General features: G+C 68.2%; 25 protein-coding genes. 14 read left to right on the top strand and 11 right to left on the bottom strand.

Going from position 1 to position 24546, the window contains the following annotated elements; all coding sequences use genetic code 11:
* Positions 1-25 precede the first annotated feature (25 nt).
* On the top strand, positions 26-1114 hold the full coding sequence (locus ACO2SS_RS07960; RefSeq protein ID WP_423277076.1) for a TRAP transporter substrate-binding protein: 1089 nt from the start codon (positions 26-28) through the stop codon (positions 1112-1114).
* Between the two features lie 22 nt (positions 1115-1136).
* Here the strand turns inward: ACO2SS_RS07960 and ACO2SS_RS07955 are convergent, their stop codons facing one another.
* Both ACO2SS_RS07955 and ACO2SS_RS07950 read right to left on the bottom strand, forming a co-directional pair.
* Positions 1137-1418, bottom strand: coding sequence for a hypothetical protein (locus ACO2SS_RS07955; RefSeq protein WP_423277075.1), 282 nt, complete (start codon positions 1416-1418; stop codon positions 1137-1139).
* Positions 1419-1465: 47 nt separating this feature from the next.
* Positions 1466-1909, bottom strand: coding sequence for a PaaI family thioesterase (locus ACO2SS_RS07950; RefSeq protein WP_423277074.1), 444 nt, complete (start codon positions 1907-1909; stop codon positions 1466-1468).
* A 157-nt stretch (positions 1910-2066) separates the two neighbouring features.
* On the opposite strand from ACO2SS_RS07950, the gene ACO2SS_RS07945 reads away from it, so the two are divergent.
* The 3 genes from ACO2SS_RS07945 to ACO2SS_RS07935 all read left to right on the top strand — a co-directional run bounded on the left by ACO2SS_RS07945 (position 2067) and on the right by ACO2SS_RS07935 (position 4869).
* Entirely contained in the window at positions 2067-2798 is a 732-nt protein-coding gene (locus ACO2SS_RS07945) for an MBL fold metallo-hydrolase (RefSeq protein WP_423277073.1), read from the top strand.
* A 146-nt stretch (positions 2799-2944) separates the two neighbouring features.
* Positions 2945-3610 (top strand): helix-turn-helix domain-containing protein, encoded by a 666-nt coding sequence (locus tag ACO2SS_RS07940; protein WP_423277072.1) that lies wholly within the window; start codon positions 2945-2947, stop codon positions 3608-3610.
* Complete coding sequence (locus ACO2SS_RS07935) at positions 3607-4869, top strand: YbfB/YjiJ family MFS transporter (RefSeq protein WP_423277071.1); 1263 nt, start codon at positions 3607-3609, stop codon at positions 4867-4869. Before ACO2SS_RS07940 ends, ACO2SS_RS07935 begins: the two co-directional genes overlap by 4 nt.
* On the opposite strand, the gene ACO2SS_RS07930 is transcribed toward ACO2SS_RS07935, so the two are convergent.
* From ACO2SS_RS07930 to ACO2SS_RS07920, 3 genes are all read right to left on the bottom strand, one after another.
* Positions 4788-5831 carry a LysR substrate-binding domain-containing protein gene (locus tag ACO2SS_RS07930; RefSeq protein WP_423277070.1) on the bottom strand — a complete coding sequence of 348 codons (1044 nt, stop codon included), beginning with the start codon at positions 5829-5831 and terminating at the stop codon, positions 4788-4790. The two genes, ACO2SS_RS07935 and ACO2SS_RS07930, sit on opposite strands and share 82 nt — an antisense overlap.
* 67 nt (positions 5832-5898) lie before the next feature.
* The gene (locus ACO2SS_RS07925; RefSeq protein WP_423277069.1) at positions 5899-6651 is read right to left on the bottom strand and encodes an enoyl-CoA hydratase-related protein; all 753 of its coding nucleotides are present in this window, start codon (positions 6649-6651) and stop codon (positions 5899-5901) included.
* Between the two features lie 38 nt (positions 6652-6689).
* On the bottom strand, positions 6690-7442 hold the full coding sequence (locus ACO2SS_RS07920) for an SDR family oxidoreductase (RefSeq protein ID WP_423277068.1): 753 nt from the start codon (positions 7440-7442) through the stop codon (positions 6690-6692).
* A 201-nt stretch (positions 7443-7643) separates the two neighbouring features.
* Between ACO2SS_RS07920 and ACO2SS_RS07915 the strand changes: the two genes are divergently transcribed.
* Entirely contained in the window at positions 7644-8519 is an 876-nt protein-coding gene (locus ACO2SS_RS07915) for an AraC family ligand binding domain-containing protein (RefSeq protein ID WP_423277067.1), read from the top strand.
* Positions 8520-8638: 119 nt separating this feature from the next.
* Positions 8639-9895, top strand: a complete 1257-nt coding sequence (locus tag ACO2SS_RS07910; RefSeq protein WP_423277066.1) for an MFS transporter — start codon at positions 8639-8641, stop codon at positions 9893-9895.
* A 41-nt stretch (positions 9896-9936) separates the two neighbouring features.
* Here ACO2SS_RS07910 and ACO2SS_RS07905 read toward each other — a convergent pair whose 3' ends face one another.
* Both ACO2SS_RS07905 and ACO2SS_RS07900 read right to left on the bottom strand, forming a co-directional pair.
* Entirely contained in the window at positions 9937-11007 is a 1071-nt protein-coding gene (locus tag ACO2SS_RS07905; protein WP_423277065.1) for an NAD(P)H-dependent flavin oxidoreductase, read from the bottom strand.
* A 304-nt stretch (positions 11008-11311) separates the two neighbouring features.
* The gene (locus tag ACO2SS_RS07900; RefSeq protein ID WP_423277064.1) at positions 11312-11692 is read right to left on the bottom strand and encodes a tautomerase family protein; all 381 of its coding nucleotides are present in this window, start codon (positions 11690-11692) and stop codon (positions 11312-11314) included.
* A 95-nt stretch (positions 11693-11787) separates the two neighbouring features.
* Here ACO2SS_RS07900 and ACO2SS_RS07895 point away from each other — a divergent pair, with 95 nt between their 5' ends.
* From ACO2SS_RS07895 to ACO2SS_RS07880, 4 genes are all read left to right on the top strand, one after another.
* Positions 11788-12645 (top strand): LysR family transcriptional regulator, encoded by an 858-nt coding sequence (locus ACO2SS_RS07895; RefSeq protein WP_423277063.1) that lies wholly within the window; start codon positions 11788-11790, stop codon positions 12643-12645.
* A gap of 438 nt (positions 12646-13083) precedes the next feature.
* The gene (locus ACO2SS_RS07890; protein WP_423277062.1) at positions 13084-15819 is read left to right on the top strand and encodes an ATP-binding protein; all 2736 of its coding nucleotides are present in this window, start codon (positions 13084-13086) and stop codon (positions 15817-15819) included.
* A gap of 92 nt (positions 15820-15911) precedes the next feature.
* Positions 15912-17090: an MFS transporter gene (locus ACO2SS_RS07885; RefSeq protein WP_423277061.1), complete on the top strand. Its 1179-nt coding sequence runs from the start codon at positions 15912-15914 to the stop codon at positions 17088-17090.
* 113 nt (positions 17091-17203) lie between these two features.
* Positions 17204-17710 carry a hypothetical protein gene (locus tag ACO2SS_RS07880; RefSeq protein ID WP_423277060.1) on the top strand — a complete coding sequence of 169 codons (507 nt, stop codon included), beginning with the start codon at positions 17204-17206 and terminating at the stop codon, positions 17708-17710.
* A gap of 244 nt (positions 17711-17954) precedes the next feature.
* On the opposite strand, the gene ACO2SS_RS07875 is transcribed toward ACO2SS_RS07880, so the two are convergent.
* The 3 genes from ACO2SS_RS07875 to ACO2SS_RS07865 form a co-directional block, all read right to left on the bottom strand.
* Positions 17955-18512 carry a cytochrome b gene (locus ACO2SS_RS07875; protein ID WP_423277059.1) on the bottom strand — a complete coding sequence of 186 codons (558 nt, stop codon included), beginning with the start codon at positions 18510-18512 and terminating at the stop codon, positions 17955-17957.
* Positions 18509-19561, bottom strand: coding sequence for a catalase family peroxidase (locus tag ACO2SS_RS07870; protein WP_423277058.1), 1053 nt, complete (start codon positions 19559-19561; stop codon positions 18509-18511). The genes ACO2SS_RS07875 and ACO2SS_RS07870 overlap by 4 nt, the downstream gene beginning before the upstream one ends.
* A 154-nt stretch (positions 19562-19715) precedes the next feature.
* Positions 19716-20522 carry an SDR family NAD(P)-dependent oxidoreductase gene (locus ACO2SS_RS07865; protein ID WP_423277057.1) on the bottom strand — a complete coding sequence of 269 codons (807 nt, stop codon included), beginning with the start codon at positions 20520-20522 and terminating at the stop codon, positions 19716-19718.
* A 271-nt stretch (positions 20523-20793) separates the two neighbouring features.
* Between ACO2SS_RS07865 and ACO2SS_RS07860 the strand changes: the two genes are divergently transcribed.
* Positions 20794-22017, top strand: coding sequence for a TadE/TadG family type IV pilus assembly protein (locus ACO2SS_RS07860; protein WP_423277056.1), 1224 nt, complete (start codon positions 20794-20796; stop codon positions 22015-22017).
* Between the two features lie 65 nt (positions 22018-22082).
* Here ACO2SS_RS07860 and ACO2SS_RS07855 read toward each other — a convergent pair whose 3' ends face one another.
* Positions 22083-22223, bottom strand: a complete 141-nt coding sequence (locus ACO2SS_RS07855; protein ID WP_423277055.1) for a hypothetical protein — start codon at positions 22221-22223, stop codon at positions 22083-22085.
* A 495-nt stretch (positions 22224-22718) separates the two neighbouring features.
* Here ACO2SS_RS07855 and ACO2SS_RS07850 point away from each other — a divergent pair, with 495 nt between their 5' ends.
* The 3 genes from ACO2SS_RS07850 to ACO2SS_RS07840 all read left to right on the top strand — a co-directional run bounded on the left by ACO2SS_RS07850 (position 22719) and on the right by ACO2SS_RS07840 (position 24462).
* Positions 22719-23738 carry a 4-hydroxythreonine-4-phosphate dehydrogenase PdxA gene (locus ACO2SS_RS07850; RefSeq protein ID WP_423277054.1) on the top strand — a complete coding sequence of 340 codons (1020 nt, stop codon included), beginning with the start codon at positions 22719-22721 and terminating at the stop codon, positions 23736-23738.
* 157 nt (positions 23739-23895) lie between these two features.
* Positions 23896-24222, top strand: a complete 327-nt coding sequence (locus ACO2SS_RS07845; RefSeq protein ID WP_423277053.1) for a hypothetical protein — start codon at positions 23896-23898, stop codon at positions 24220-24222.
* A gap of 15 nt (positions 24223-24237) precedes the next feature.
* On the top strand, positions 24238-24462 hold the full coding sequence (locus ACO2SS_RS07840) for a DUF6894 family protein (RefSeq protein ID WP_423277051.1): 225 nt from the start codon (positions 24238-24240) through the stop codon (positions 24460-24462).
* The last annotated feature ends 84 nt before the right edge of the window (positions 24463-24546 follow it).

Raw genomic sequence — 24546 nt, 5'->3', positions numbered from 1 at the left:
GTTTCAGCCCTCCAGAAGGAATCCCATGAAGCGTCGAGACATTCTCGGCGGCGCCGCCGGTGCCGCCGCCGCAACGATCGTGGCCGCTCCGGCGATCGCCCAATCCGCGCCGGAAATCCGCTGGAGGCTGACCTCCGGCTTCCCGAAATCGCTCGACACCATCTATGGCGCGGCCGAGGTGTTCTCGAAGCTGGTCGGCGAGCTCACCGAGGGAAAGTTCCAGGTCCAGGTCTTCGCGGCCGGTGAGATCGTCGGAACCTTCCAGGCGGCCGATGCCGTCTCGAACGGAACGGTCGAGATGGCGCATACCGCCTCGTACTACTACGTCGGCAAGGATCCGACCTTCGCGATCGGCACGACCCTCCCCTTCGGCCTGAACGCGCGCCAGATGAACGCGTGGCTCTATCACGGGGGCGGCAACGACCTGCTGAACGAGTTCTACGCCGGCCACGACCTGTATTCGCTCCCAGGCGGGAATTCCGGCTGCCAGATGGGCGGCTGGTTCCGGAAGGAGGTCAGGAATCCCGGCGACCTCAAGGGCCTGAAGATGAGGATCGCCGGCATCGCAGGGCAGGTCCTGCAGAAGCTCGGGGTCATTCCGCAGCAGATCGCGGGCGGCGACATCTACCCTGCGCTGGAGCGGGGGACCATCGACGCCGCCGAATGGATCGGCCCCTACGACGACGAGAAGCTCGGCTTCAACAAGGTCGCGCCGTTCTACTACTACCCCGGCTGGTGGGAAGGCAGCGCCAACTTCCAGTTCTTCATCCAGCGCACGAAGTGGCAGGAGCTTCCGAAAGCCTACCAGGCGGCGATCGTCGCCGCGGCCTCTCACGCCAACCTGGACATGCAGGCGAAGTACGACGCCCGGAACCCGGCCGCGCTGCGCCGGCTCGTCGGTGCCGGGGCGAAACTCCGGCCCTATGGCGGCGAGATCCTGGAGGCCTGTCACAAGGCCGCCAACGAACTCTACGACGAGATCTCGCAGACGAACCCGGGCTTCAAGAAGATCTATGACTCCTACCGGGCCTTCCGCAACGAGGAGTATCTCTGGTTCCAGGTTGCCGAGTATACTTACGACACGTTCATGATCCGGGCCCGCACGCGGGGATGAGGGCCGCGCCGGCCGGGGACGCTCAGTTTCCGGTCCAGGGCTGCACGGAGATGTCGCCGTCCGTGTAGAACACGATCCGGAGCACTCGCTCGCCCCGGCCGACCTCGCAGACCACGCGTATCACGCGTCCATCGTTCTCGAAGCCGAGTTCGGTTGCGGACCGAACATCCTCGCAGGGCTCGTACATCTGGCGGATGTGATCCGCGAGGCCCTGGCGCCAAAGGCGGGAACTCAGCTCGTCCGCAGACGGGCTGGCCGCGGGTACGAGGAGTGCCGCCACGAGGGCCGCCGATCGCTTGGGCATTCGCTTACGCCCCCCTCCGACAAGCGCCACGGCGCCGAGACGCCGGCCTACCGGTCGGGCCTGTCGTTCAGGCACATGAGGGTTTGTTGCCCGGTTGCACAGAGGGCCCAGCCCCGTGCGGTCAGGACCGACGCCTCGAGATTGCAGAAGGTGAGCGTTCGGCCGGACCGGACGACCTGACCGGCGGCGCGCAGCGTCGTGCCGGCGGCCGGCGCGATGAGGTTCATCTTGAACTCGACCGTGAGCACGGAGCTGTTCGGCGGGAACAGCGTGAAGCCCGCATAGCCTCCGGCCGAATCCGCGACGGCGCTCGTCACCCCGGCATGGAAGAACCCGTGCTGCTGCGTGAGGTCGCCCGAATGATCGACCTCGATCTCCACCCGGCCCGGAGCCACCGAGAGCAGCCTCGCGCCGAGGTGGTTCATGAACCCCTGCCTGCCGAAGCTCTCGCGCACGCGCTCCGAGAAATTCTCGTCCCTGGCCGTGAACATGAGCGCCCGCTCCTTCTGAGAACCCCGTCTCAGTAGGAAGGGTCGGACGCACGGAGAACACACCGGCAAGTATACCCGCGGCGAAACGGGGCGTCCTAATGAGGCGCCTCGACGAAAAGCCGCGACGACGCGGATACCGCCATGGCGAGGGGACCCGATGAAGCTTCATGTCCTGGGTTGCGGGGACGCGTTCGGGAGCGGCGGCCGCCTCCAGACCTGCTTCTTCGTCGAGGGGTCGAGCAGGCGCTTTCTCGTCGATTGCGGCGCCACGGCGCTCGTCGCCATGCGCCGATACGGCATCGATCCGAACGAGATCGGTGCGATCTTCCTGACCCACCTTCACGGCGACCATTTCGGGGGGCTGCCCTTCTTCATCCTCGACGGCCAGCTCGTGAGCCGTCGCACGGCTCCGCTGCTGATCGCCGGGCCTCCCGGGTTGCGGGAGCGCCTCGCGGTCCTGATGGAAGCCATGTTCCCGGGCTCGAGCTCCGCGCACCGGCGGTTTCCATTGACCCTGGTCGAGCTCTCGCCCGAGACGCGAGCGGAGATCGGCGGCGTCGAGGTCACGCCCTTTCCGGTCCTGCACCCCTCCGGCGCGCCCTCCTTCGCCCTGCGGCTCGAATGCGAGGGCAAGGTCATCTGCTACACCGGCGACACCGAATGGGTGGATGCGCTGATTTCCGCCGGAAAGGGCGCCGATCTTCTGATCGCCGAGGCCTATACGTTCGAGCGCTCGGTCCGCTTTCACCTGAACTGGCAGGCGCTTCGTCTCCACCTGGAGGCGATCGGCGCCGCCAAGGTGCTGCTGACGCATATGAGTTCGGACATGCTGGACCGCGTCCCGGACGGCTGCATGGCGGCCGAGGACGGCCTGTCGTTCGCGATCTGAGAGGGCCACCGGGTCTGGCGGTCTGGGACGGCATGAACGGCGCTCAACCGGCACGAGCCGAACTCGCTTGAGAGGCGGGCGCTGCCTCGAAGATCCTCCGGGCTGCCTCGGCGAGGATGTCCTCGGCCGGGCTGCGGGGATCGGCGTTGGGCAGACAGAGCGAAGACACGGCCGTTCGCATCAGGGAGGCCGCCTCGGCGCTGTTCGCAGCGAGGGGCTACAGGGCCGTCACCATCGACGACATCGCCGAGCGGGCGGGCGTGACCAAGCGGACGGTCTATTGCCATTTCCGGAGCAAGGACGACCTCATCGCGTCGTGCCTGGATGCACCTGATGGCGAGCCATGCTGGCCGGGCCTCCTCGGCTCCGCCGCAGGCCCGGACGTCGAGACCGACGTCAAGCGGGCCTTTTCCCGGATCGCCGAGGCCTGCGTCGACATGCGATGGACGGGAGATGCCTTCGTGCGCGCCGCCATCGAGATGGCGGGCCTGCCCGGCCATCCCGCGCTCGTCGGCGCCCGGCGGCAGCAGGGCGGCCTGGAGGATGCCCTCCGCCGCCGGCTGGACGCCCTCGCCCTGTCCGAGCCCGAGAAGGTGGCCCGGCGTGTTCTCGTCCTCCTCAACGGCGCCATCGTCCACGGCCTGATCCATCACGACGTCAGGCATGTGGAAGAGGCGGGCCGGATGGCCCTGGAAGCGATCGCATCCGCGAGGCGCGAAGAGGCGCTGAAATTCCCGGCGCGCCTGAACGACCTGGCCGGCCGCCAGTCCGAACGGCGCGGCCTCGAAAGGCGAAGAGCGATGCCGAGGTGAGGGCCGGATCGCCGCCTGTTCCGGGGCTCGTCGGCTTGGACAAGGGGCTCGGTCCGCAGGCCCAGCACCGTCCCGCGGACGCGAAGCGGTTTCCCGCCTCGCTCGTCGCCTGGGGGTTGCTCGCGGTCGCGCTGGACATCGGCATCGCCCGGATCACCTACGGGACGGCGCTGCCGGCCATCCGGCGGGATCTCGGGCTCAGCTACACGGCGAGCGGCCTTCTCGGGGCCGCGAACCTCGCCGCCTATCTCGTCGGCACGCTGCTCGCCCCCTACGTGGCCGGCCCGGCCGACATGCGGAAGCTCGCATCCTACGGGCACCTCGCCTTCGCGGCCGGCGCCCTCGCGAGCGCGGCCGCGGCGGATGCGATCATCCTGTGCTGCGGCCGGGTGCTGATGGGCGTCGGCGCCGGTTTCGGCCTGGTCGGGGTGTTCATGCTCGTCTTCGCCGAGGCGCAGCCGCGCCATCGCGGCCTGGCCAGCGTTGCGATCTGGTCGGGAACCGGGTTCGCCATCGTGGCGAGCGCGCTCGCGGTCCCCTGGCTGCTGCCCGAACCCGAGATCTGGCGGGTGGCGTTCCTCCTCGCCGGGGCACTCGGAGCGGCGGCCGCGATACGGTTCGGGCTCACGCCGCGGCCGAAGGCGGCGCCGGCGGGTTCGTCCGAGGACGCTTCGGGCTCTGCGAAGCCGGGGGCGTTCGCGGCCCTGTTCGGCGCCTACCTGCTCTTCGGAAGCGCCTATATCGCCTACGCGACCTTCGTGGGGGCGGATCTCGCGGCCCGGGACGCGAGCCTGGCGGTGGTGGCCTGGACCTGGCTGAGCCTCGGGGCGGGCAGCCTGCTCGGATCGGCAGGAGGCGCCCTGCTGGCGCGGTTCCGGGTGACCGGCCTCTCCCTGGCCCTCGTCCTGTTCAGCGGCGCGCTCGGCGCATTCTGCACCGGGACGGGCGGGGTGGCGGGCTCGCTGTTGGGCGCGGCCCTGGTCGGGTTGGGGCTGTCCTTCGCACCGGCCGTCGTGACGGCCCTCGTGCGCGAGCGGACGAGCGAGGCGGCGTATCCGCGCCTGTTCAGCTTCGCCACCGGAGCGCTCGGCGTCGGGCTCTTCATCGGCCCCGCGATCGCCGGCTGGCTCGCCGATGCGCTCGGCTCCGCCTCGGTCACCGCCTTTGCGGCAGCCTGCTACCTCGGGGGCACGGTGCTGGCATTGCTCGACGCGGCCTCGTCCCGACGAGACGTGCGGCCGGCGCCGAGCCCGACCTGATCTCGCAGGACCGGCGCAGCTCCTTCCCCCGCATGCGCAAGGCCGGGCGTTCGCTCCCGCCGCGCCGGTCCGACATCGGTTTCGGAGGTGGCGATCCCGAGCAGCCATCGCCTGAACGCGATCATCTCCGGCCGGGTCTCGGTCCCGGATGGGGACACCAGCCAGTACGAGCTGGTCAGGCCTGTCTCCTTGGGGCCCACGACGACGAGCCGCCCGGTATTGAGGTCCTCGTCCACGAAGGGCCGCCTGCAGATGGCGAGGCCAAGCCCCTCGCGGGCGGCCTCCTGGATCATCTGCAGCGTGTCGAAATGCAGGCTCTGGATCTGCTCGGGCATCGCCGTCCGGGTCGCCTCCGCCCATGCGGCCCAGTCCAGGGCGACCGTCTGCAGCCTCAACAGGGTGGCGCGCTGCCAGTCCAGGGGGCCGGCGGGATCCCTGATCCTGGCGAGGTATTCGGGCGCCGCGACCGCGACGAGGGACTCGCGGAGCAGATGGTCGGCCTGCAGCCCGGGCGGCGGCTCCACCCCCATCCGGATCGCGAAATCCCCGTCCTCACCGGAGAGACTGACGCGGCGCTGCGACGTGTCCACCGACACCATGATTCTCGGGTGCAGCGCCCGGAAGGCGCCGAGCCGAGGCAGGAGCCAGCACAGCGCGAAGGTCGGCGCGACGCTGATGCGGACACGGCGCTCGCCCCGCGCCTTCGGCAGCCGGCGCGTTCCGATGGCTATCGTCTCGAGGGCGTCCGTGATGTACGGGACGTAGTCGCTTCCGGCCTGGCTGAGCGTCACGCCGCGCGGACCCCGCTCGAACAACTCGACGCCGAGCCAATCCTCCAGCGTCGCGACGCCGTGGCTGATCGCGCTCGGGGTCAGGCCGAGTTCCTCGGCTGCCAGCTTGAAGCTCTGGTGCCGGGCCGCGGCCTCGAACACGCGGAGCGTCGGAAGGGGCGGTAGGCTCAAGGGCATTCGTCGGGACCCGGCGGCGCTTCACTATAACCATCTCGCGATCGCCGAAGCGACCGGGCGGTCACTGCCGGCGGCTCGCGAAGGCCTCCATGCGGTCGCGGCGCTCGTCCGACGCGAAGGTGAGGTGAAACATCCGGCGCTCCAGCGCGAGACCATCCTGGAGCGGGAGGCTCTCCGTCCGGCCGACGGCCTCCTTGATCGCGCGCACCGCCATCGGCGGGAAGGATGCGATCGTCCTGGCCACCGCCTCCGCTTCCTTCATCAGGTCTTCGCGAGGCACGACCCGGGACACCAGCCCGACCATGCGGGCCTCGGCGGCCGTGAGGTGGCGTCCGGTGAGCAGGAGATCGAGCGCCACGTGGCGCCCCACGAGCCTCGGCAGGCGCTGCGTCCCGCCCGCCCCGGACATCGTGCCCAGAGCGATCTCGGGATGGCCGAACCGTGCATCCTCGGCCGCGATCACCACGTCACACATTTCGACAAGCTCGCACCCTCCGCCAAGGGCATATCCCGCAACGGCCGCCACGACCGGCTTGCGGAATTCGCCCAGGCGCGTGCAGCATCCTGCGAAATCCTTCGCCACGGCGTCTTGAACGTTCATGCAGATCATTTCGTGAACGTCCGCGCCCGCGGCGAAGTCACGGCCCTCGCCCGTGACGAGGACGACCCGGACGGTGTCGTCCCGGTCCAGGTCGTCCAGGGCTCCCGTCATCTCGGCGACCAATGCCGAGGAGAGCGCGTTCCGGGCCTCCGGCCTGCTCATGACCAGGGTGGCGACCCCGTCGCGTACCGACACCTTCACAAGATCCGCCACGTCACGATCCTCGCCCTTGCTTCGGCCGGCTTCGCTGGTCAGAGGCCGCCCGAGACCCTGAGGACCGCGCCCGTCACATAGGACGCCTCGTCGTCGAGCAGCCACAGAACCGCGTTCGCGATCTCGACGGGCTCGCCGATGCGGCCCATGGGCACCCGGGAGACCACCCGGGCGGGGCGGCCCGGCTCGCCCGCGGCGGCGTGGATTTCGGTGAAGACGGTGCCGGGCGCGACCGCGTTGATCCGCATCCCGGTCGGGGCAAGTTCCTTGGCGAGGCCGATCGTGAAGGCCTCGACGGCCGCTTTCGCGGCTGCGTAGTGGACATATTCGCCGGGCGCTCCGAGCGTCGACGCGATCGACGAGATGTTGACCATGCGGCCCCGGATACCGGCCGCCTGCCAGCGGCGAACCGCTTCCTGGGCGCAGAACATGACGCCGAGGACATTGACGTCCACGACCCGCCGGAGCGTGGCGGTCTCGGCCTGGGCGAAGGGACCGATGCGGCCGGTCGTCCCGGCATTGTTGACGAGGGCCGTCACCGGACCGAGCGCCTCCTCGGCGCGGTCGAACAGCGCCGCGGCGAAATCCGGGTCCGACACGTCGCCGCGAAGCCGCGCGACCTCGCCTCCCAGGCCCCGGAGCTCGGCCTCGAGCCCGCCCGCGGCGTCCTCGTCCTGCAGGTAGCCGAAGCAGACGGCATAGCGCTCAGCGACTGCCTTCCGGAGTATCGCCGCCCCGATCCCCCTGCCCCCGCCGGTCACGACCAGCACCTTGCGTTCCGACCCGTCCAAGGCTCCCTCCCATTGTCACCGCGTGCATATCGTCGGGGTCCGCCGCTGCCCGGGCAGTGGCTCGCCAAGTCTCGCTTGCTGCGCGGATAATTCCAGATCCCACCGGTGAAGTGCGCCGGCGCTGTACCGACCGCTGGCGCGATGCGATGCTCGGCGCTCCGGCCGGGACGGGCACTCGAACATGGAACGGTGGCGCCAGGAATGCACTTTCCAGTCCGCATGAACGCCCCCCTCCTCAGCCGGAACGAGCTGCGCCAGGAGGATCGCATCCGGGTCGCGACGGGCAGCCAAGGGATCCAGCGGCTGCAGGCGGAGCTGCACGGCTCGGCCTTCTCGCCCCATCGCCACGACACCTATGCGGTCGGGATCACGCTCTCGGGGGTGCAGACCTTCCGATACAGGGGCGAGCAGCGGCACTGCCTTCCGGGGCAGTGCCACATCCTCCATCCCGACGAGACGCATGACGGTGCGGCTGGAACGGACGAGGGCTTCTCCTACCGGATCGTCTATGTCGATCCCGGGCTCATCCACGACGCGCTCGGCGGAGGTCCCCTGCCCTTCGCCCGGGAGCCTGTCCGCGACCAGGCGGATCTCCGAAGCGGCATCGCCTCGCTGATCTGGGATTTCGACGCCGAGTGGGACGAAACCGCAGGCTCGGAGCTGGTCGAGGCCCTTGCCGAACTCCTCCGGCGCGCCTGCGGCCGCGCGGCACCCGAGCGACGCTCGCCGACGTCCAGCGGCGTGGCCCGTGCGCGGGACCTCCTCGCATCCTCCCCTACCGAGCGACATTCCCTTGAGGATCTGGAAGCGGTCGCCGGCCTCGACCGCTGGACCCTCACCCGTCAGTTCCGCCTCGCCTACGGCACGAGCCCCAGCCGCTTCCGGACGCTGCGGCAGCTCGACCACGTCCGCGGCCGGCTGGGCGGCGGCGCCTCTCTGGCCGAGGCCTCGCTGGACGCGGGCTTCGCCGACCAGAGCCACATGACGCGGCACTTCAAGCGGGCCTACGGCCTCACGCCGGGCGCCTGGCTGGCGGCCATGCGCAGGGGCGAGCGGGTCTCCCGCGAGGTCGCCTGACGAGCGCTGATCCCGCGCAGCGAACCGCAAGGGCTCGCTGGAGCACCCAGTACACTGACCAGTGAAACGGGCGGGGTCAGGTTGGGGCTATGTGTGCGTCCGCTCCACGAGGAGACCGGATGTCGCTCCAAGCTCCCGCACGAACCGAGGCCGTTTCGCCCGCGAGCCCTCGGCTACTCGTCATTCTCATCCTCGCCGCCTCGATCATGTCGATCTCGATGGGGCTGCGGCAATGTTTTGGTCTCTTCCTGTCGCCGGCGACCACGGATCTCGCGGTCTCGGCCACGTCCTTCGGTTTCGCGGTCGCGCTCCACAACCTCGTCTGGGGTTTGAGCCAGCCTTTCGTCGGGGCGCTCGGCGACCGCTTCGGCCCGCGGCCGGTCCTGATCGTCTCCGGCCTGATCTATACGGCGGGTCTCGGCCTGCTGGCGGTTTCGGACAACGCCCTGCTCGGCCTCGATCTCGGGATCGGCGTTCTGACGGGGATCGGTGTTGCGGGCACGGGCTTCGGGGTCCTTCTCGGGGCCGTGTCCCGCGCGGCGCCGCCTGAGCGCCGGAGCCAGTTGCTCGGCATCGTGTCAGGCGCGGGATCGCTCGGGGTTCTCGCGCTCGCCCCGCTCGGGCAGCACCTCATCGACGCCCAGGATTGGCGCGTCGCGGCCTCCGCCTATGCTCTGATCTGCCTCGCGATGGTGGCCCTGTCGTTCCTGATCGGCGGAAAGCCGGCGGATGCGCCGCAGGCCCGCGCGGAGGAGCGGCCCGCCAGCATCGCGTCCGCGCTTCGCGAAGCGCTTTCGCATGGCGGGTTCGTTGCCATGGCGGTCGCCTTCTTCGCCTGCGGCTTCCAGCTTCAGTTCATCACCGCCCACCTGCCGAAGTTCCTGGCCATCTGCGGCCTGTCCCCGAATGTCGGAGCAATGGCGCTGGGCATCATCGGCCTTTGCAACGCCGTGGGCTCCTACGTCTTCGGCATCCTGGGCGCGCGCTACAGCCGCCGTCACCTTCTGGCCGCCATCTACGCCGCCAGGACGGTCGCGATCGCGGCCTTCGTCGCGCTGCCCGTGTCCGAGACCTCGACCCTCGTCTTCGCGGCCGTGATGGGGTTCACCTGGCTCGGCGTGGTCCCGCTGGTCTCCGGGCTGATCGGCCGGCTTTTCGGCCTGGGGCACTTCAACCTGCTGTTCGGCATCGTGTTTCTCGGCCACCAGGTCGGCGGCTTCCTCGGCCCCTTGATCGGCGGGATCATCCTGGACGGCACCGGGGGCTACGACCTGGCGTGGTACGCCCTGATCGGGGTCGGCGCGGCAGCGACGCTGCTCCAGCTGCCGATGGACGACCAGCCTCGCCGGGCCGGAGCCGCTGCGCTGCCGGCGTGAGCCGCCAGCGCGGGTGCGGCTTCCGCCTTGGTAGCCGTCGCTCAGCTCAGGAGCCGACGGCCCTCCTCCCAGAGACGCCGCACGACGTCCCCTGCCGGCTCCGCCCGCGCGAGTGCCGCAGACTGGCCGGCCCAGGCCTGCATGCGCTGGACGTCGCCAGCGGACGCGGCGCTGGTCCTCATGGGAGCGGTCAGGGCGCGCTGTACTGGATAAGGCGCAGGCGACGGCGCCTCGGGCCCGAGCGCCGCCAGGGCGTAGGCCGTGGCGATCGACCGCCCGGCGCGGCCGCTGAAGGCCCGCGAGACGACCGTGTCCTCGGGCCGGGTGGTGGCGAGCGCCTCGGCCCAGGCAGGATTCGTCTTGGCCTCGGGGCAGCGCAGGAAGGCCGTCCCCACCTGCACGGCGCTTGCGCCGAGCGCCAGGGCGGCGGCAACGCCCCGGCCATCCGCGATGCCGCCCGTCGCCACGACGGGGACGGAAACCGCATCCACGACGGCCGGCACCAGCGCGAACAGCCCGACCATTCGACGCTCCGCATCCGCGGCTTCGAATGCCGCGCGATGCCCGCCCGCTTCCGCGCCCTGCGCGATCACCACATCCGCCCCGGCCTGCTCGGCCGCGACGGCCTCGGCGACCGTGCTGACGACGGCGAACCAGGACACGCCGCGCTCTTTCAGACGGGCGACGAACTCCGGCGGGTAGAGGCCCATCACGGAGGAGACGATCGGTGGCGCGGCCGCGAGCATTGCCTCGCATTGCGCCTCGAAGCTCGGCGGCGCGGCATCCGCCGCCTCCGGCGGGACGGGCGGCCCCCACCCGGCCAGGAAGTCACGAAGCGCGGCCTCGTGCCCTGCGTCCCGAACCGGCGCCGGATCCGGAATCCAGGTGTTGAGCTGGACGGCGCCGTTGCTGGCCTGCCGGAACTCCCGCATCCAGGCGGATATCTCCTCGGGCGTGTGGAGCAGCAGCCCGGCCGCGCCCATGCCGCCGGCATTCGCAACCGCAATCGAGAGCGAGGGCGCAGAGGCTCCAGCCATGGGGGCCAGCATGATCGGCACCTCGATGCCGAACCGCTGGCAGAACGCATTTGCACGCTCGATCGGAAAGCTCACGTCCGAACCTCATCATCGGCGACCCCGCCCGGCCCGGGCGTCGCCCACTCATCGCATCGTGGCTGCCCGGGATCCAACGCAACCTGCGAATAGCTGCGATCTCTTTTCGCGATCCGGTCCGGCAGCCACGCCCCCAAGTCGGGCGCGGCAGATGGCCGAGCCCGGCAAGTTGATCACCGTTCACCGTGAGTGAGACGTTTTCAGTTGCGGGCGCGATCCAGCGGTGCTGCCCAGATCAGGACGCCCAGCGCAGTTCGCCCGCTTGCCGACAAGGCCGAGACCATGATGAATGCGGAGAAACCTCTTACCCGAATTGCGCGACGCCCATGCCGAGCGACCAGTTCTCCTTCGGCGCTTCGAGGATGTTGATGAACACGTCTTCCGGCCGGACCCCCGGCGCGTCGCCGAGCAATTCCACGGCCCGTCGGAACAGCGCCTTCTTCTGCTCGGTCGTGCGAGTGTTGAACACGGTGATCTGGATATACACGAGATCGTCGCTGCGCATGACGCCGAGATAGGACGCGCCATAGCGAAAATTCGCTGGATCATGCTCGGTGAGGGTCATGAACTGATCGTCCTCGGGCACTCCCAATGCCTCGCGCATCGCGCGGTAGAAGCTGTCGAGTATGGCCCGGCGGTACTCCTCGGACTTCCCGGAACGCATCGAGATCTGGACGAACGGCATTTCGAATTCTCCCCGCGAGCAGATCGTCGAATGCTAGATCAGCATCGTCCATTTCGATGTCATATCGATTATGGTTTCAGCGATAAGAGAATGAAATGGACACCCGCCCGCTCGACGTCGATGCCGTTCAGGCTTTCATCCGCATCGCCGAATTCAGGAGCTTCACCCGCGCGGCCGACGCCATTGGCACGACACAGGCCGCCATCAGCCTGAAGTTGAAGCGGCTGGAAGACCGGCTGGGTTGCCGGCTGGTGGAGCGCACGCCCCGGCACGTTCAGCTCTCGTCGCGGGGCGAGGCGTTTCTCGTCCATGCACGGGAGCTGATGGAGGTCCATGATCGGGCGCTTGCCGCCCTGGACGGCACTCGGCAACGTCTCACGATCGGGATCAGCGATCACGTCGCCGGCCCGGAGCTCCCTGCCCTCATCGCGCGGATGAACGCGCAGGATCCGCAGCTCATCATCGAGATCCGGATCGGTTCCTCGGGCGACCTCTTGCAGAGCTTCGACCGCCGGGAAATCGATGCGGCGATCGTTCGGCTCCATGCGGGACGCGATGACGGAGAGCTCCTCGTCGAGGAGACGTTCCGGTGGTTCGCGGCGCCGACCTGGCAGCCTCGCGCTGGCGAAAAGCTGCCTGTCGCGACCCTCGCCGAACCGTGCGGGGTTCGCGTGCTGGCGGGGCGACTGCTCGACGCCGCCGGCGTGCCCTGGACCGAGATCTTCGTCGGCGGAGGCGTTGCGGCGGTCGCGGCAGCCGTGACAGCGGGGCTCGGCGTAGCGGCCCTGTCGCCCCGCATGGTGCCGTTCGGCGCACTCGATGTCGGCCCGAAGCTCGGATTGCCCGACCTGCCCCGCCTGCCCGTGCTGCTTCACTCGCGGGTCACGGGAGGGCGATCACGGGAGGTGCTGCTCGCGCTTTCTGCAGCCTTCAAGAGCGCGGTGCGCGGGTAGGTGCTGCGCGAAGAAAGCCGCTCGTCCGCGATCGGAACGGAGATCCGCGGCGCCTGGCTTGCAAGGCGCTCTCCTCCGAGACTGCACCATCAAAGCCCAGAGCCAAACATCTAGGCTGAACCTCGTCTCGGACCTCCTTTACAGGAGCCCTCCAGCAATGGAGAGATGCTCCGGATCCGAACCACCTCGGCTGATGGCATTCTGCTTGAGGCTGGAAACGTCTCAGTCGCCATGCTGGGTGGCGAGATTGGGAGGTTGTTGCACGTCTCTGCCGAAGCTGCTGATAGAGGCAGGCGTCGGCTTCGAGTTCCTCGTCGGCTCGGGCCTGGTCTCCTGTTCGCGAAGCGTCTCGTATCGTCAGCAGAGCATAACGGGGAATTTTGTCGGACTGGTCGCGGGACTTCCATCGCACCGTTCGTGGGGAGGCTCACGAAGACCATGCAGGAAGTTGTCGAATTCGGCGGGTTTCGTCTGCTTCTCGGCGCGCGCCAGCTTCTCAAGGATGGGCATCCGGTCGCGATGGGGGGGCGCGCGCTGGAGCTTCTGATCGCGCTGCTCGAGAGACATGGCGACGTCGTGAGCAGAGAGGAGCTCCTTGCTCGGGCCTGGCCCAATCTCTTCGTGGAGGAGGCCAATCTGCGGGTGCAGATGGCGGCGCTGCGACGGGTTCTCGGCGACGGCCAGGACAACCAACGCTACATCGTGAACGTCGCCCGCCGGGGCTACTGCTTCGTTGGCGAGGTCCGGCTTACGGAGGCGCCGGCGCACGAAGGGCCGTCTCCCGACGTCACGCAGGCTCGCCGCCAGAACCTGCCGAATGCCCTGGTATCGGTGTTCGGTCGGGAAGCCGCCGTTGCCGCAATCGGCGCATCCCTCTCCAAGAGCCGCCTCGTGACGATCGTCGGCAGCGGCGGCGTCGGGAAGACGACGACCGCTCTCCAGGCCGCGAGATCGTATCTCGATCAGTACGACTCGATCATCCTCGTCGAGCTTGCGCAGATCTCCGAACCTGTTCGGGTCGAGAGCTCCACCGCCGCCGCCATCTCGATGACGCTCGGCATCGAGCAGCAGCCGCTGCTTCACGTGCCTCCTCTCGGCCGCAGCCTCGTCATCCTGGACAATTGCGAGCATGTCGCCGAGGCCGCCGCGCAGGTGGCAGAAACGCTTCTGCTCAATTCGCCGGAGCTGAAGATCCTGGCGACCAGCCGCGAGCCTCTGCGGGCCGCGGGCGAGGTCGTCTCCCGCCTGTCCGGGCTCGAACTGCCGCCCCACGGCGCAGCCACTCTGGACGCGCTCGACTTTCCGGCAATCCGCCTCTTCGTGGAGCGAGCCGCCGACCTTCTCGGCAGCTATTCACCGACACCTGAGGATCTGCCCGCCATCGTGGCGCTGTGCCGGCGTCTCGACGGGATTCCCCTGGCGATCGAGCTTGCGGCCGGTCGGGTCGACACTTTCGGCGTCCCTGGCCTGATACAGCAGCTGGACGATGTTTTCCGTCTCCTGGTTTCCGGGCGAAGGACCGCCCTGCCCCGCCATCGAACGCTCCATGCGACGCTGAACTGGAGCTACAACCAGCTCTCTCCGGCCGAACAGACGACGCTCTCGCGGCTGTCGATCTTCTCCGGATTGTTCTCGCTCGATGCTGCTTCTTCCGTCGCGTCCATCGAGGAGCCTAGCTGGAGCACGATCGACGACCTGACGAACCTGGTCTCGAAGTCTCTCATCTCGGTCGAGTTCTCCCAGGCGCTCCCCCGCTACCGCCTGCTCGACACGACCCGCACCTATGCACGCGAGAAGCTCCGGAAAAGCGGCGAACACGATCGCCTGAGCCGCCGGCACGCGGCCCATCTGAAGGAGCAGATGTCGGCGGCCGAGCGTGATCTTCCGCAGATGACCGAACCGGCCTGGATGTCGACCTATGCGCCGCATGTCGACGACCTGCGTGCCGCACTCGCCTGGTGCTTCGGGCCAACGGGCGATGCGGAGCTGGGGACCGAACTCGCGGTCGCATCCTCGGTGCTGTGGTTCCAGCTTTCGCTCGTCAGCGAAGGACGGCGCTATTTCGAACACGCGCTCGCCGCGCTGGAAGGACATCGTCGCGCCGACCCGGCGAGAGAGATCGCGCTGCTCAGCTCCCTAGGCACCGCGCTGATCTACACGACGGGCCCGGGGCCGGAGATCGACAGGCTCTGGGAGCGGGCCGCCACCATCGCGAAGGAGGCGAAGGTCGTCGACCTCGAACTCGAGGTCCTGTCGGGCGCCTGGCTCTCCGAGCTGACCTCCGGCCGCTACCCCTCGTCCCTCGCGACCGCGGAGGCGTTCCGGCATCTGGCTGTCGCAACCACGGGCGACGCCGCTGCCGCGACCGTCCGCATCGCAGAGCGCCTTATTGGCGTCTCGCAATTCTTTCTCGGTCATGTCGTCGAGGCACGACAGCAGTTCGAGACCGTCATCGAAAGTCGCGCCGCCGCCCTCAGCCCCCTCGTGCGAATGCAGTACGATCAGGGGCTCAACGCGCGCGCCTATCTGTCGATGGTGCTGTGGCTGCTTGGCTCGAGCGAGGCCGCCCAGGACTCCGCCACCCGCTGCGTCGCCGATGCGCAGGAGCGTGGGCACGCTACCTCCCTGTCGCTGGTCCTGGTTGAAGCCGGTTGCCCGGTCCCGTTCTACGGCGGCGATCTCGATACGATGGAAGCACGCGTCGGAATGCTTCAGGATATCTCGCGTCGCCATCCGTTCGGGCCATGGCGCGCATGGGGACGGTGCTTCCGCGGCTCGCTTCTGTTCGGGCGCGGCGATTTCGGCCGGGCGGTCGAGCACCTCTCGGGCGGGCTCGATGAGCTGGCCCGGACGCGCTGGCCGGTCCGGCGCGCGCTCTTTCTCTGCCACCTGGCCCAGGCTCTCGATGCCGAGGGAAACCCCGCACGCGCCGGTGCTCCGATCGAGGAAGCCTTGTCTCTCTGCGCCGCGACCGGAGAAGGCTGGCTTCTTCCCGAACTGCTCCGGGTCCAGGCAGTCCTACTCGCTCGCGAGTCCCGCGAGCAGGCGCTGACCACCCTCGCGCGGGCGCAATCCTATGCCGAGGGCCGCAGGATGACCTCCTGGCTCGCCCGATGCGCGGAGACTGAACGATATCTTGCTCCCTCCACGTTGCCAGGGCCGATCCACTTGTGAACAATGGCCGGAGGCTTGGCTGGTCCACGCAGGACCTCCGGCCTCCACTTGTCGGCCAGCCCAGGACTACGTGCTTCGCGAGAGGGGGAGAGATGAGCCGGCACGCGCTTGCAGCAAAGGCACCCCCGTCGACAGTCGGCAGCCAGCGCAGTCCTTTCACCATCGACGTGATGCTCGGCTTGGTCACCATGGCCGGGCCTCTCTACATCGACATCATGCCCGCCTTCATTGCGGCGCTGCGGACGGAATACGGCCTGCGCCCCGAGCAAGCCGGCTTCGTGGCCGCATCCAACGGATATGGCGCCACGGTCGGAGCGCTGCTCGCGCTGTTCTGCGTCATGCGGATGCCGTGGCGAGCCTCGCTGGTCGGATTGCTGCTGGTGCTCATCGCAGCAGACCTGGTGACGATGGCGATCAGCGACTTCGAGATGCTTCTCGGCGTGCGCTTCATCCATGGGATCGCCGGCGGCCTGCTTGTCGGCTTCACCTACGCGCTCATGTCCCAGACGGCGGATCCGAGGCGCAGCTTCGGCGTGCTCTTCACCTTCCACTTCGGCTTCGGCGGCGTCGGGATCGCCCTATCGTCGCTGCTGGCGGACATGCTCCATCGCGGCATCGTCTTCGGGGTACTGGCAGGCTTCAGCCTGGCCGCCCTGATCCTGGTGCCCATGCTGCCGCCCTTCCGGCAGCCCGGGGCCGCGGGCGCCTCCGAGGCCGACGAGAAGCCGTGGCTGACACCCCCGCTTCTCCTTCGCATCGGCGGGATTTTCCTGTTTCAGGCCGCCAATCTCGGGCTGGGCGCATTCCTCATCGGGATCGGCATAGACCAGGGGCAGACTCGCCTCTTCGCAGGCTCTGTGGTCGGCATCGGGCTCGCGGCTGGCGTGCCGGGCGCGGTAGCCATGATGATGTTGAGCCGCACGCTCGGCTGGCGCCCGATCGTGCCTGCCCTCGTCATAGCGGGCCTCGCAAAGCTGCTGGTCATCTTCGGGACGACGCCCGCAGGCTTCGCGGTGGCAGTCGCCGCGGTGTACCTGACGATGGCGGTCGCACTGCCCTATGTCCTTGCCAGCTGCGCAAAGGATGATGCCGCAGGCCGAGCCACCGTGTTGGGGGGCTTCGCATCCAAGCTCGGCCTCGCCTGCGGGCCTGCCGTTGCCGGGATCCTCTACACGATGGGGTCCACCGTCCTGGTCTGTGCTTCCGTGGCGACGGTGATGCTGGCGGCAGCCTGCTTTGCCTTGTCGTTCCGGATCGACCCGAAACGGTAAACCCGGCTGCGCGGCGGGAATTTTCAGGTTTTTACATCCCGTTGCCAAGCTGCTGTGGCATGGTTCGGATCGGCAAGCCTCCAAAGAGTGCTCGGCAGGCGATCGGACCGCAGATGTCACGACGGCACCAACTCGAGAACGAACTCTCTGAGACCCTGAACCGCGTCTCCCTGGCGCCTTCCGAGCGCGATCTCGTTCGGCGCACCCTCATCGAGGCGCTGAAAAACGGCACGAGTTGCGAGATCGAGCAGGTCATGAGGACCCCATCGGACCTGCTCCGCCGAAGGCTCCGCGCCGTGACCCAGATCGAGCGCGACGATGCCGGCCGGATCGCGGAGATCAGCTTCCACCTGGAGCGAGACGGCGAACCCGTCCTCAGCTGGTGCTGGCAGGCAAGCGAGTTCGGTGGCGATGGCGAGGGGTCCTCGGACGCCAGTCGCGCCGCCCTCGCAGAGGCCCGGAACGCCCTGTCCTCCATCATCTTCAGCACTGCGACCATCCGCTTGGCGACCAAGGATGCCCCGGCGGGTCAATGCGTCCAAGAGCTGTGTGAGATCATCGCAGCCAATAGCGCGCGCCTACTCGACAACATCAGCATCGACCGCGCTTTCGCTTCCTGAGTCTGGGACTGCACGCGGTCACGCTCGCTACCGGCGGCAGCGCCCGCCAGCGGAGAGCGCGCGCGAAGGCCAGCCTGGCACGGCGAAGGCCGTCAAGAGCGTCAGAGGTCACGCGGTGCGGCAGCGGCCCGTACGGGACCGGCGCCGGGGCCAGGACAATCCAGCTTTCATCCCAGAGCAAATCAGCGGAGCTCGCCGATCTCAGCGAGAGTCCACCGTCCGACGAGGGGGTTCCGCGGCCACCTCAGTCCAACGAGGCGTTGCGACCGGGGATCGGTGACATGGCCTCGAAAACGCCGTCCCGGCGGACGAGGGCGTGAAACAGAGCAGCCGCAATATGGAGAAGGATCACGGCGAAGAAGACGAAGGCGAGCGTGCGGTGAGCATTCCAGAGCACCGTATGCAGGGCGTCGCTCTGGGGAGCGATGGGGGGCAGCCGAAACCCGCCCCCGAGATCCACCGGGTAGCCGGCTGCCGACAGCATGCTCCAACCGAGAAGCGGCATCGCGATCATCAGCGCATACAGGAGCACGTGCGACAGCTTCGCGGCGAGCTTCACCGGCTCGGGCAAGTCGGACGGAAGCGCAGGCGCGCCGGCCCTGAAGCGCGTGAACAGGCGCAGCAGCGCCAAGACCAGGATCGCGATGCCGAGCGGTTTGTGGATCGCGACCAGCGTCAGATATTTGGGTGTGACGGTCGACACCATGCCGACGCCGATGAACAGCATCGCCAGGATGCAGACGGCCATGAGCCAGTGCAGGACGCGCTGCGTCGGCGTGAAGTGATCCCGCGCGGCGCTCATCGCATCTTCTCCGTCGTGGTTCGCGGATACAGGTCCGCCTCGGACGTGCGCCGGTTGTAGGAAACCGAATAGGCCGCCGAGCGCGCCGCCGGGAAAGGGTCGTCCGATGTGCGCATGCCGGACGGCAGCACTGCAGGGTCGAAATTGACGTCCCGGCAGGGACCGTCGGGCTCCGGGACGACCTTGTCCACTTGGAGGACACCGACATTGATCGTGCGCCGGCTCTCCGGCCACGCCTTGCTCGGGTCGGCTGTCGGATCGCCCTGCTCCGCGACCGTAACGGCAAGATCCCAACGCTGCGGGGCTGCCGCGACCCGCTCGCCGATCTCCCGTTCGAGGAAATCGCTGCCCCGCGCCTTCATGTCCTCCACCGAGACATGGATCGGCGGTGCCGCCGGGAGGAGAGCCCAGCGCACGGCATGCTCGTTGCCGGATGCGTTGGTGAAGATGAAGCTGTTCAGGCCGTTGTAGCGCTCCTCGGCATAGCTCTGCGTGTAGGGTGCGCTGCCCGCCCAGGCTCCGAAGGCTGCGATCTCCGGGTGGGAGGAAGCGAAGCGCTTCATCGCCTCCGGGTCGTCCTTGCGTCCGGAGGCGACCAGCAACTCGTAGAATGCCTCCGGCGTCGCCACGGGGAAGAACGGCACGTTGATCATGGCCGTGCGCCATTCCTCTCCGTCCGGTGTCCGGAGGAGCAGGCTGATCCCGCGCACGCGGACCGTCGCGTCCACGACCTTCGGATCCGGCGTTGCGAGATTGAAGCGTCCCGTAACGGGGTAGCGACCGGGCGCGAAGACCTGCGCCTTCGAGAGTGGCACGCCGGCGCCATTGGCCTCGAAGGTGCCGGTGAAGCAGATGCCCTTGGCGTGGTTGCGGCGGTAGCCGAGAGCCGGGCCCGTCGGGGGTGCCAAGGCATCCACCAGCTTCGGGGGCGTCAGCCGCCCCGGCGAGAGCCAGCCCCCCGTGTAGGCGAACGCCGCTGCCGCGCCGCCCACGACGGCACCGATGAGGAGGAAAGATCCGATGGTCGAACGGGTGGATCCTAGCGGCACGAAGGCGTTCCTCGGTGATCCGGCATGCCGGCGCCCAGCGCCCGCGCTTCCGGCGAGAACCCGACCCCTACGGAATATCTGCGACGGAACTCCTGGCGAACTTGGCAGATCTCGCAGGCGGCGCCGGATCGCGCCGCCTCAAAAAGCGGGCCCGTCAGGCCGACGGGGGGTTCTGCCCGGGGGCTCGCTCCCTCCGTAGCGTCGGGAGGCCGATCCCGGCCGCGTCGAAGCCTCCATCCACCGCGATCTCCTGCCCCGTCACGTAGGCGGCGCGGTCCGAGCAGAGGAAGACGATGACCTCGGCGAGTTCGGTCTCCAGGCCATAGCGTCCGAGCGGGATCGCGTCGTGGTAGTCGGCCCGGATCGCCGCGCTATGGACCGCCTTCGCCATGGCCGTGTCCACGGGCCCGGGCGCAACCGCATTCACTCGGATCCCAAGCTCTGCGAGCTCGACCGCGGCCTGCTTCGTCAGGTGGGCGAGCCCGGCCTTGCTCGTGCCGTACGCGACCCGGAGCGTCGAGGCACGGAGGCCCGAGATCGACGTAACGTTGACGATCGCACCGCCGCCGCCTCGCGCCATCAGCGGCGTGGCAGCCCCGATGAGCAGGAAGGGTCCCGTCAGGTTGACGGCGAGCACGCGCGACCAATCCGCAAAGCTCGTCGCGAGGAGTGGCCCGAAGATGGCCGTCCCGGCATTGTTGACCAGCGCGTCGAGCCGCCCGAAGCGCTCTGCCACCAGTTCCACCGCGGCGGCGACGGCGGCCGGATCGGACACGTCGGCCGCGATGGCGAGCGTCGCCTCCGGCCGGTCGAGCGCAGCGGCCGCGGCCTCCACGGCCGGGCCGTCGACATCCAGCAGCGCCACGCGCCAGCCTTCCGCCAGGAACAGCCGGGCGACCGCAAGCCCAATCCCCCGCGCCGCTCCCGTCACGAGCGCGGTTCGATCGGCGATGCGAGTCATGAAGGTCTCCGTCCGGTTCGCGTGAGGCCCGTTTCGACCGGCCCAGCGCCTCAAGACGGTGACATGCGGGTGACGTCAAGCCGGATGCGGCCGAGGTCTTCGCGGAGATCCGGCGTCGAACGCCCGAACGGTGCCATCGATAGGCAATTCCACGACTTTCGGCTGCTCCCGCAACTCGCGGCGACCGGGCGAGAGAACGAACAATTTTAATCAAAGCAGAGAGGTGATCGAAATCCCGGACACGTAAAGGACTCGGCAGGAGGGACCGATTGTGCCGCTTGCCGCCGTCGTGAGACGATTCATCCGAGACAAGCGCGGCAACATCGCCGTGATCTTTTCTCTCGCGCTGCTTCCGCTGGTCGGTGCGACGGGGAGCGCGGTCGACTACTCGCGCGCCTCGTTCGAGAGGTCACGGCTCCAGGCGGCGATCGATGCCGCGGTTCTCCGGGGCGCGGAGACCGAAGCGGCGACACAGAATGCGGCCGCAACGAAGGCCTTCGCGGACATCTACGGATCGGCGACCCCGGTTCCGGCCTTCACCGCAAATGCCGACGGGAGCTTCACGGGCACGGCACGCGCCTCCGTGCAGACCCAGTTCATGCGCGCGTTCGGCAAGACGTCCATCCCGGTGACCGTCACGGCCACGGCGGTCGCAGGAGACGCGCCTCAGGGGGCAGTCTGCGTCCTGCTTCTCGAGCCAAGCGCTCAGGGCCTGACGCTGAACAGCGGTGCCAGCATCAATGCGCCGAACTGCGAGATCGACGTGAAGTCGACGGCGAACCCGGCAGCCATGTTCAACTCCGGCAGCACCTTCAATTTCGAGAAAGTCTGCGTCCAGGGCGCCAATGTAACGCAGAACTCGATCACCATTCCCAACCTTCAGACGAAGTGCCAGACGGCGTCGGACCCATTCGCGGGAACCCTCCCGACGCCGAGCACGGCAGGAGGCTGCACGTCGACCAACTACAATGGCGGCACGGTCTCGCTCGCGCCCGGCATCTATTGCGCGATCAACTTCAACAGCACGACCAACGTGAATTTCGCGCCGGGACTCTACGTCATCCGGAACGGCACCTGGAACGTGAACGGCGGGGTGTGGGCGTGCCCTACCTGCACCGGAGATTCCGGCGTCACGTTCTACTTCGCGGACGCGAATTCGAAGTTCCAGTTCAACTCGGGCGTGAAGGCCACCCTCAAGGCACCCGCGACCGGGCCCTATGCGGGGATCCTCTTCTTCGAAGCCCCGAACCTGTCCAAGAGTTCCTTCACCTTCAACCCGTCGGCCGGCTTCGACTGGACGGGGCTGGTGTACCTTCCCAGCCGCAACGTCACCTTCAACTCCTCCTCTCAGGTCTCGAGCGGCAACATCACGCTGGTCTTCAACACGCTGATGCTGAACGGGACGAAGTGGAGCTTCGACAAGGGCGCGAAAACCATCTCGCCCGGATCGGGCGGAAGTGGGCAGGCATCGTCGAGCGCGCGCCTCAAGTTTTAGCGCCATGGCAAGCCGGGCGGCCCGGCCCCAAGCGCCGGCTTGCGCGCAAGGAAGTCGCGCCGCGATCAGTGGAACAGGACGGCGACCACGGACAGCAGGATGGCGCCGATCACGGACAGCGTCGCGACCACAACGTCCCTGGGCGCAGCTATGCCATGGCGCTCGTCGCTCGAGATGTCGACAACGCCGAAGTCGTCGTCGCGCATCGATCCCGCTCCTCGACTCCCGGGGAGACTATCGAGCCGAGCATCGAAGTGATCTGGGTCTCCGGGTTACTCCCGAATCCCGAGTAGGCCGTCGCGCAGGCACGGGGACCTCGGTCCCCGAGGCTCCGTCGGACCTTCCTGCTAGGGCGGCGTCCAAAGGCGATGCATTCTCGCCGCTGAAAGAGCACGAAATCGCCCAACATCGACATAGGTCTGCAACGTACAGAGCTTGAGGCAATATCCCCTGCTCGAGAAGCGTAATCCTGGATCCATCCCAGCTCGTCTAGCTGCGTTCAAACGATCATTCGAGCCTCCAATCGAGATATTCTATCTGGAACACAGCCGTTATGATCGAGTATTGATGGAATTTTCCTTGAAATTACACAAATCATGGCGGCCTTCAACAAGCAGACGCAAGAAATTTGCATCGCCCCGACACCTGCGCGATCGTAGGCCCAGGCCCCGCGCAGAGGGTCGCCACCGGGATGAGGCGCAATGAGTCACGAGGGTCAGCGAGGTCGGAAGCCGAGGATCGCGCTCGCGATCGGCGATCCTGCCGGGATCGGCCCCGAACTCGCCGCCCGCATGGCCGCCGATCCTGCGGTGAACGCCGCGGTCTCGCTGATCGTCGTCGGGGACCGGAGGGTGCTGGAGCGTGGCGCGGGAGAAGCTGGGGTCGCCCTTGAGGATTTGGGCCATCTGGACTTCCGCGATCTCCGGAATCTCGACCCGGGCACGATCCGGCTCGGCATTGCCGCCGCGGCAGGCGGTGGCTCTGCCATGGCGAACTTCCGCACCTGCCTGGAGATGGCGCAGGCCGGCGAGGCCGACGCGGTCTGCTTCACGCCCTTCAACAAAGCCGCCATGAAGCTGGCGGACGCATCCTTCGACGACGAGATCAGCTTCGCGCTGCGGGTGCTCGGGCGGCCCGGGCCTGCGAGCGAATTCAACGTGCTGGACGGCCTCTGGAACGCCCGCGTCACCTCCCACGTGCCGCTCTCGAAGGTGGCGAGCCTGATCACCGAGGGAAGCGTGCTGCGCGGCCTCCGGCTCACGGACGCCTCCATGCGGGCGGCCGGGTTCGACGCGCCGCGGATCGCCGTCGCGGCCCTCAATCCGCATGCCGGCGATGGCGGAAATTTCGGTCACGAGGACGATGAGGTCATCCGCCCGGCCGTCGAGGCGGTGCAGAGGGAGGGCATTCGCGCCGACGGCCCATTCCCGTCGGACACCGTCTTCCTGCGCGCCACCAAGGGCGCCTTCGATGCCGTGCTGACGATGTACCACGACCAGGGTCAGATCGCGATGAAGCTGCTCGGCTTCGAGCGCGGCGTGACCCTGCTCGGCGGCTTTCCCTTTCCCATCTGCACGCCAGCCCATGGCTCCGCCTACGACATCGCCGGCCAGGGCGTTGCGCATCCCGGCGCCACCCGTAACGCGATCCTGCTCGCCGGCCGCATCGCGGCCTCCCGCCTGGAGGGCGCCGCCGCCCCTGAACCCTCGCTGGCTCTTTGACGTCCTGGCGTGGAGTGGCCCCAGGCCAGTCGCGTCGACGGCAAGCTGCCTCCTCTCCCGATCGTTCGGCCGCTGCAACGGTTTGATCGAGATCAAGGCGGGCTTCGCCCGTGCGCGGCAGCCTTGGCCCTCGGACTTCCACGCTTGAGGCAAGCCCATGCCCATGCGGCGAACTCATCCAGACGCCATCGAGCACATCAAGGCGCAGCTGCGGCGGATCCCGGGAGCCGAGATCCGGGTTCTCCAGGGCGGATCCAGCAATGCTTTCCGCCGGGCGGATCAAGGCGGCCGAGCGAGCACACGCCATCACCACGAGCCAGGTTTGGGCGAGCTTCTGGCCGAGCCGATCATGCAGGCCCTCATGCACGCGGACCGGCTCAAGCTCTGCGACATCCTGCGAGCCTGGAAGGAAGCGGGGCGGCCACGCGTCGCGCCCGGAGCGAAGGCGGCAGGTAGGCTGGAAGCCCAGGAGCGCGACGGATAGGCCGAGGAACTCGCGTTGCGCTGCTACTTTCACTTGATGGGCGGCGATGGCCCGATGCTCGACCGGCGAGGCGTCGACGTGAGCAGCGTCGCCGAAGCCCGGGACAAGGCTCTCCAGGCGATCGCGGAACTCCGCGCCGAGTACTCGGAACCGCTCCGGGACTGGAATGGATGGCGGCTCGAGGTCGTCGACGAGACCGGGCTGCTGCTCTGCACGATCCGGCTCAACCCAGCCAACTAGGCGAAAGGGAGCGGTCGCCCCGAAGCTGTAGCCAGCGGTGCGGTGACGTGGACGGAGGACGGATCGGGACGCCGTGACATAATG

The sequence above is a fragment of the Enterovirga sp. CN4-39 genome (assembly GCF_049446235.1).
Lineage (GTDB): Bacteria > Pseudomonadota > Alphaproteobacteria > Rhizobiales > Beijerinckiaceae > Enterovirga.
The sequence above is the reverse complement of the archived record's forward strand: the minus strand, read 5'-3'. Positions and strand labels throughout refer to the sequence as shown.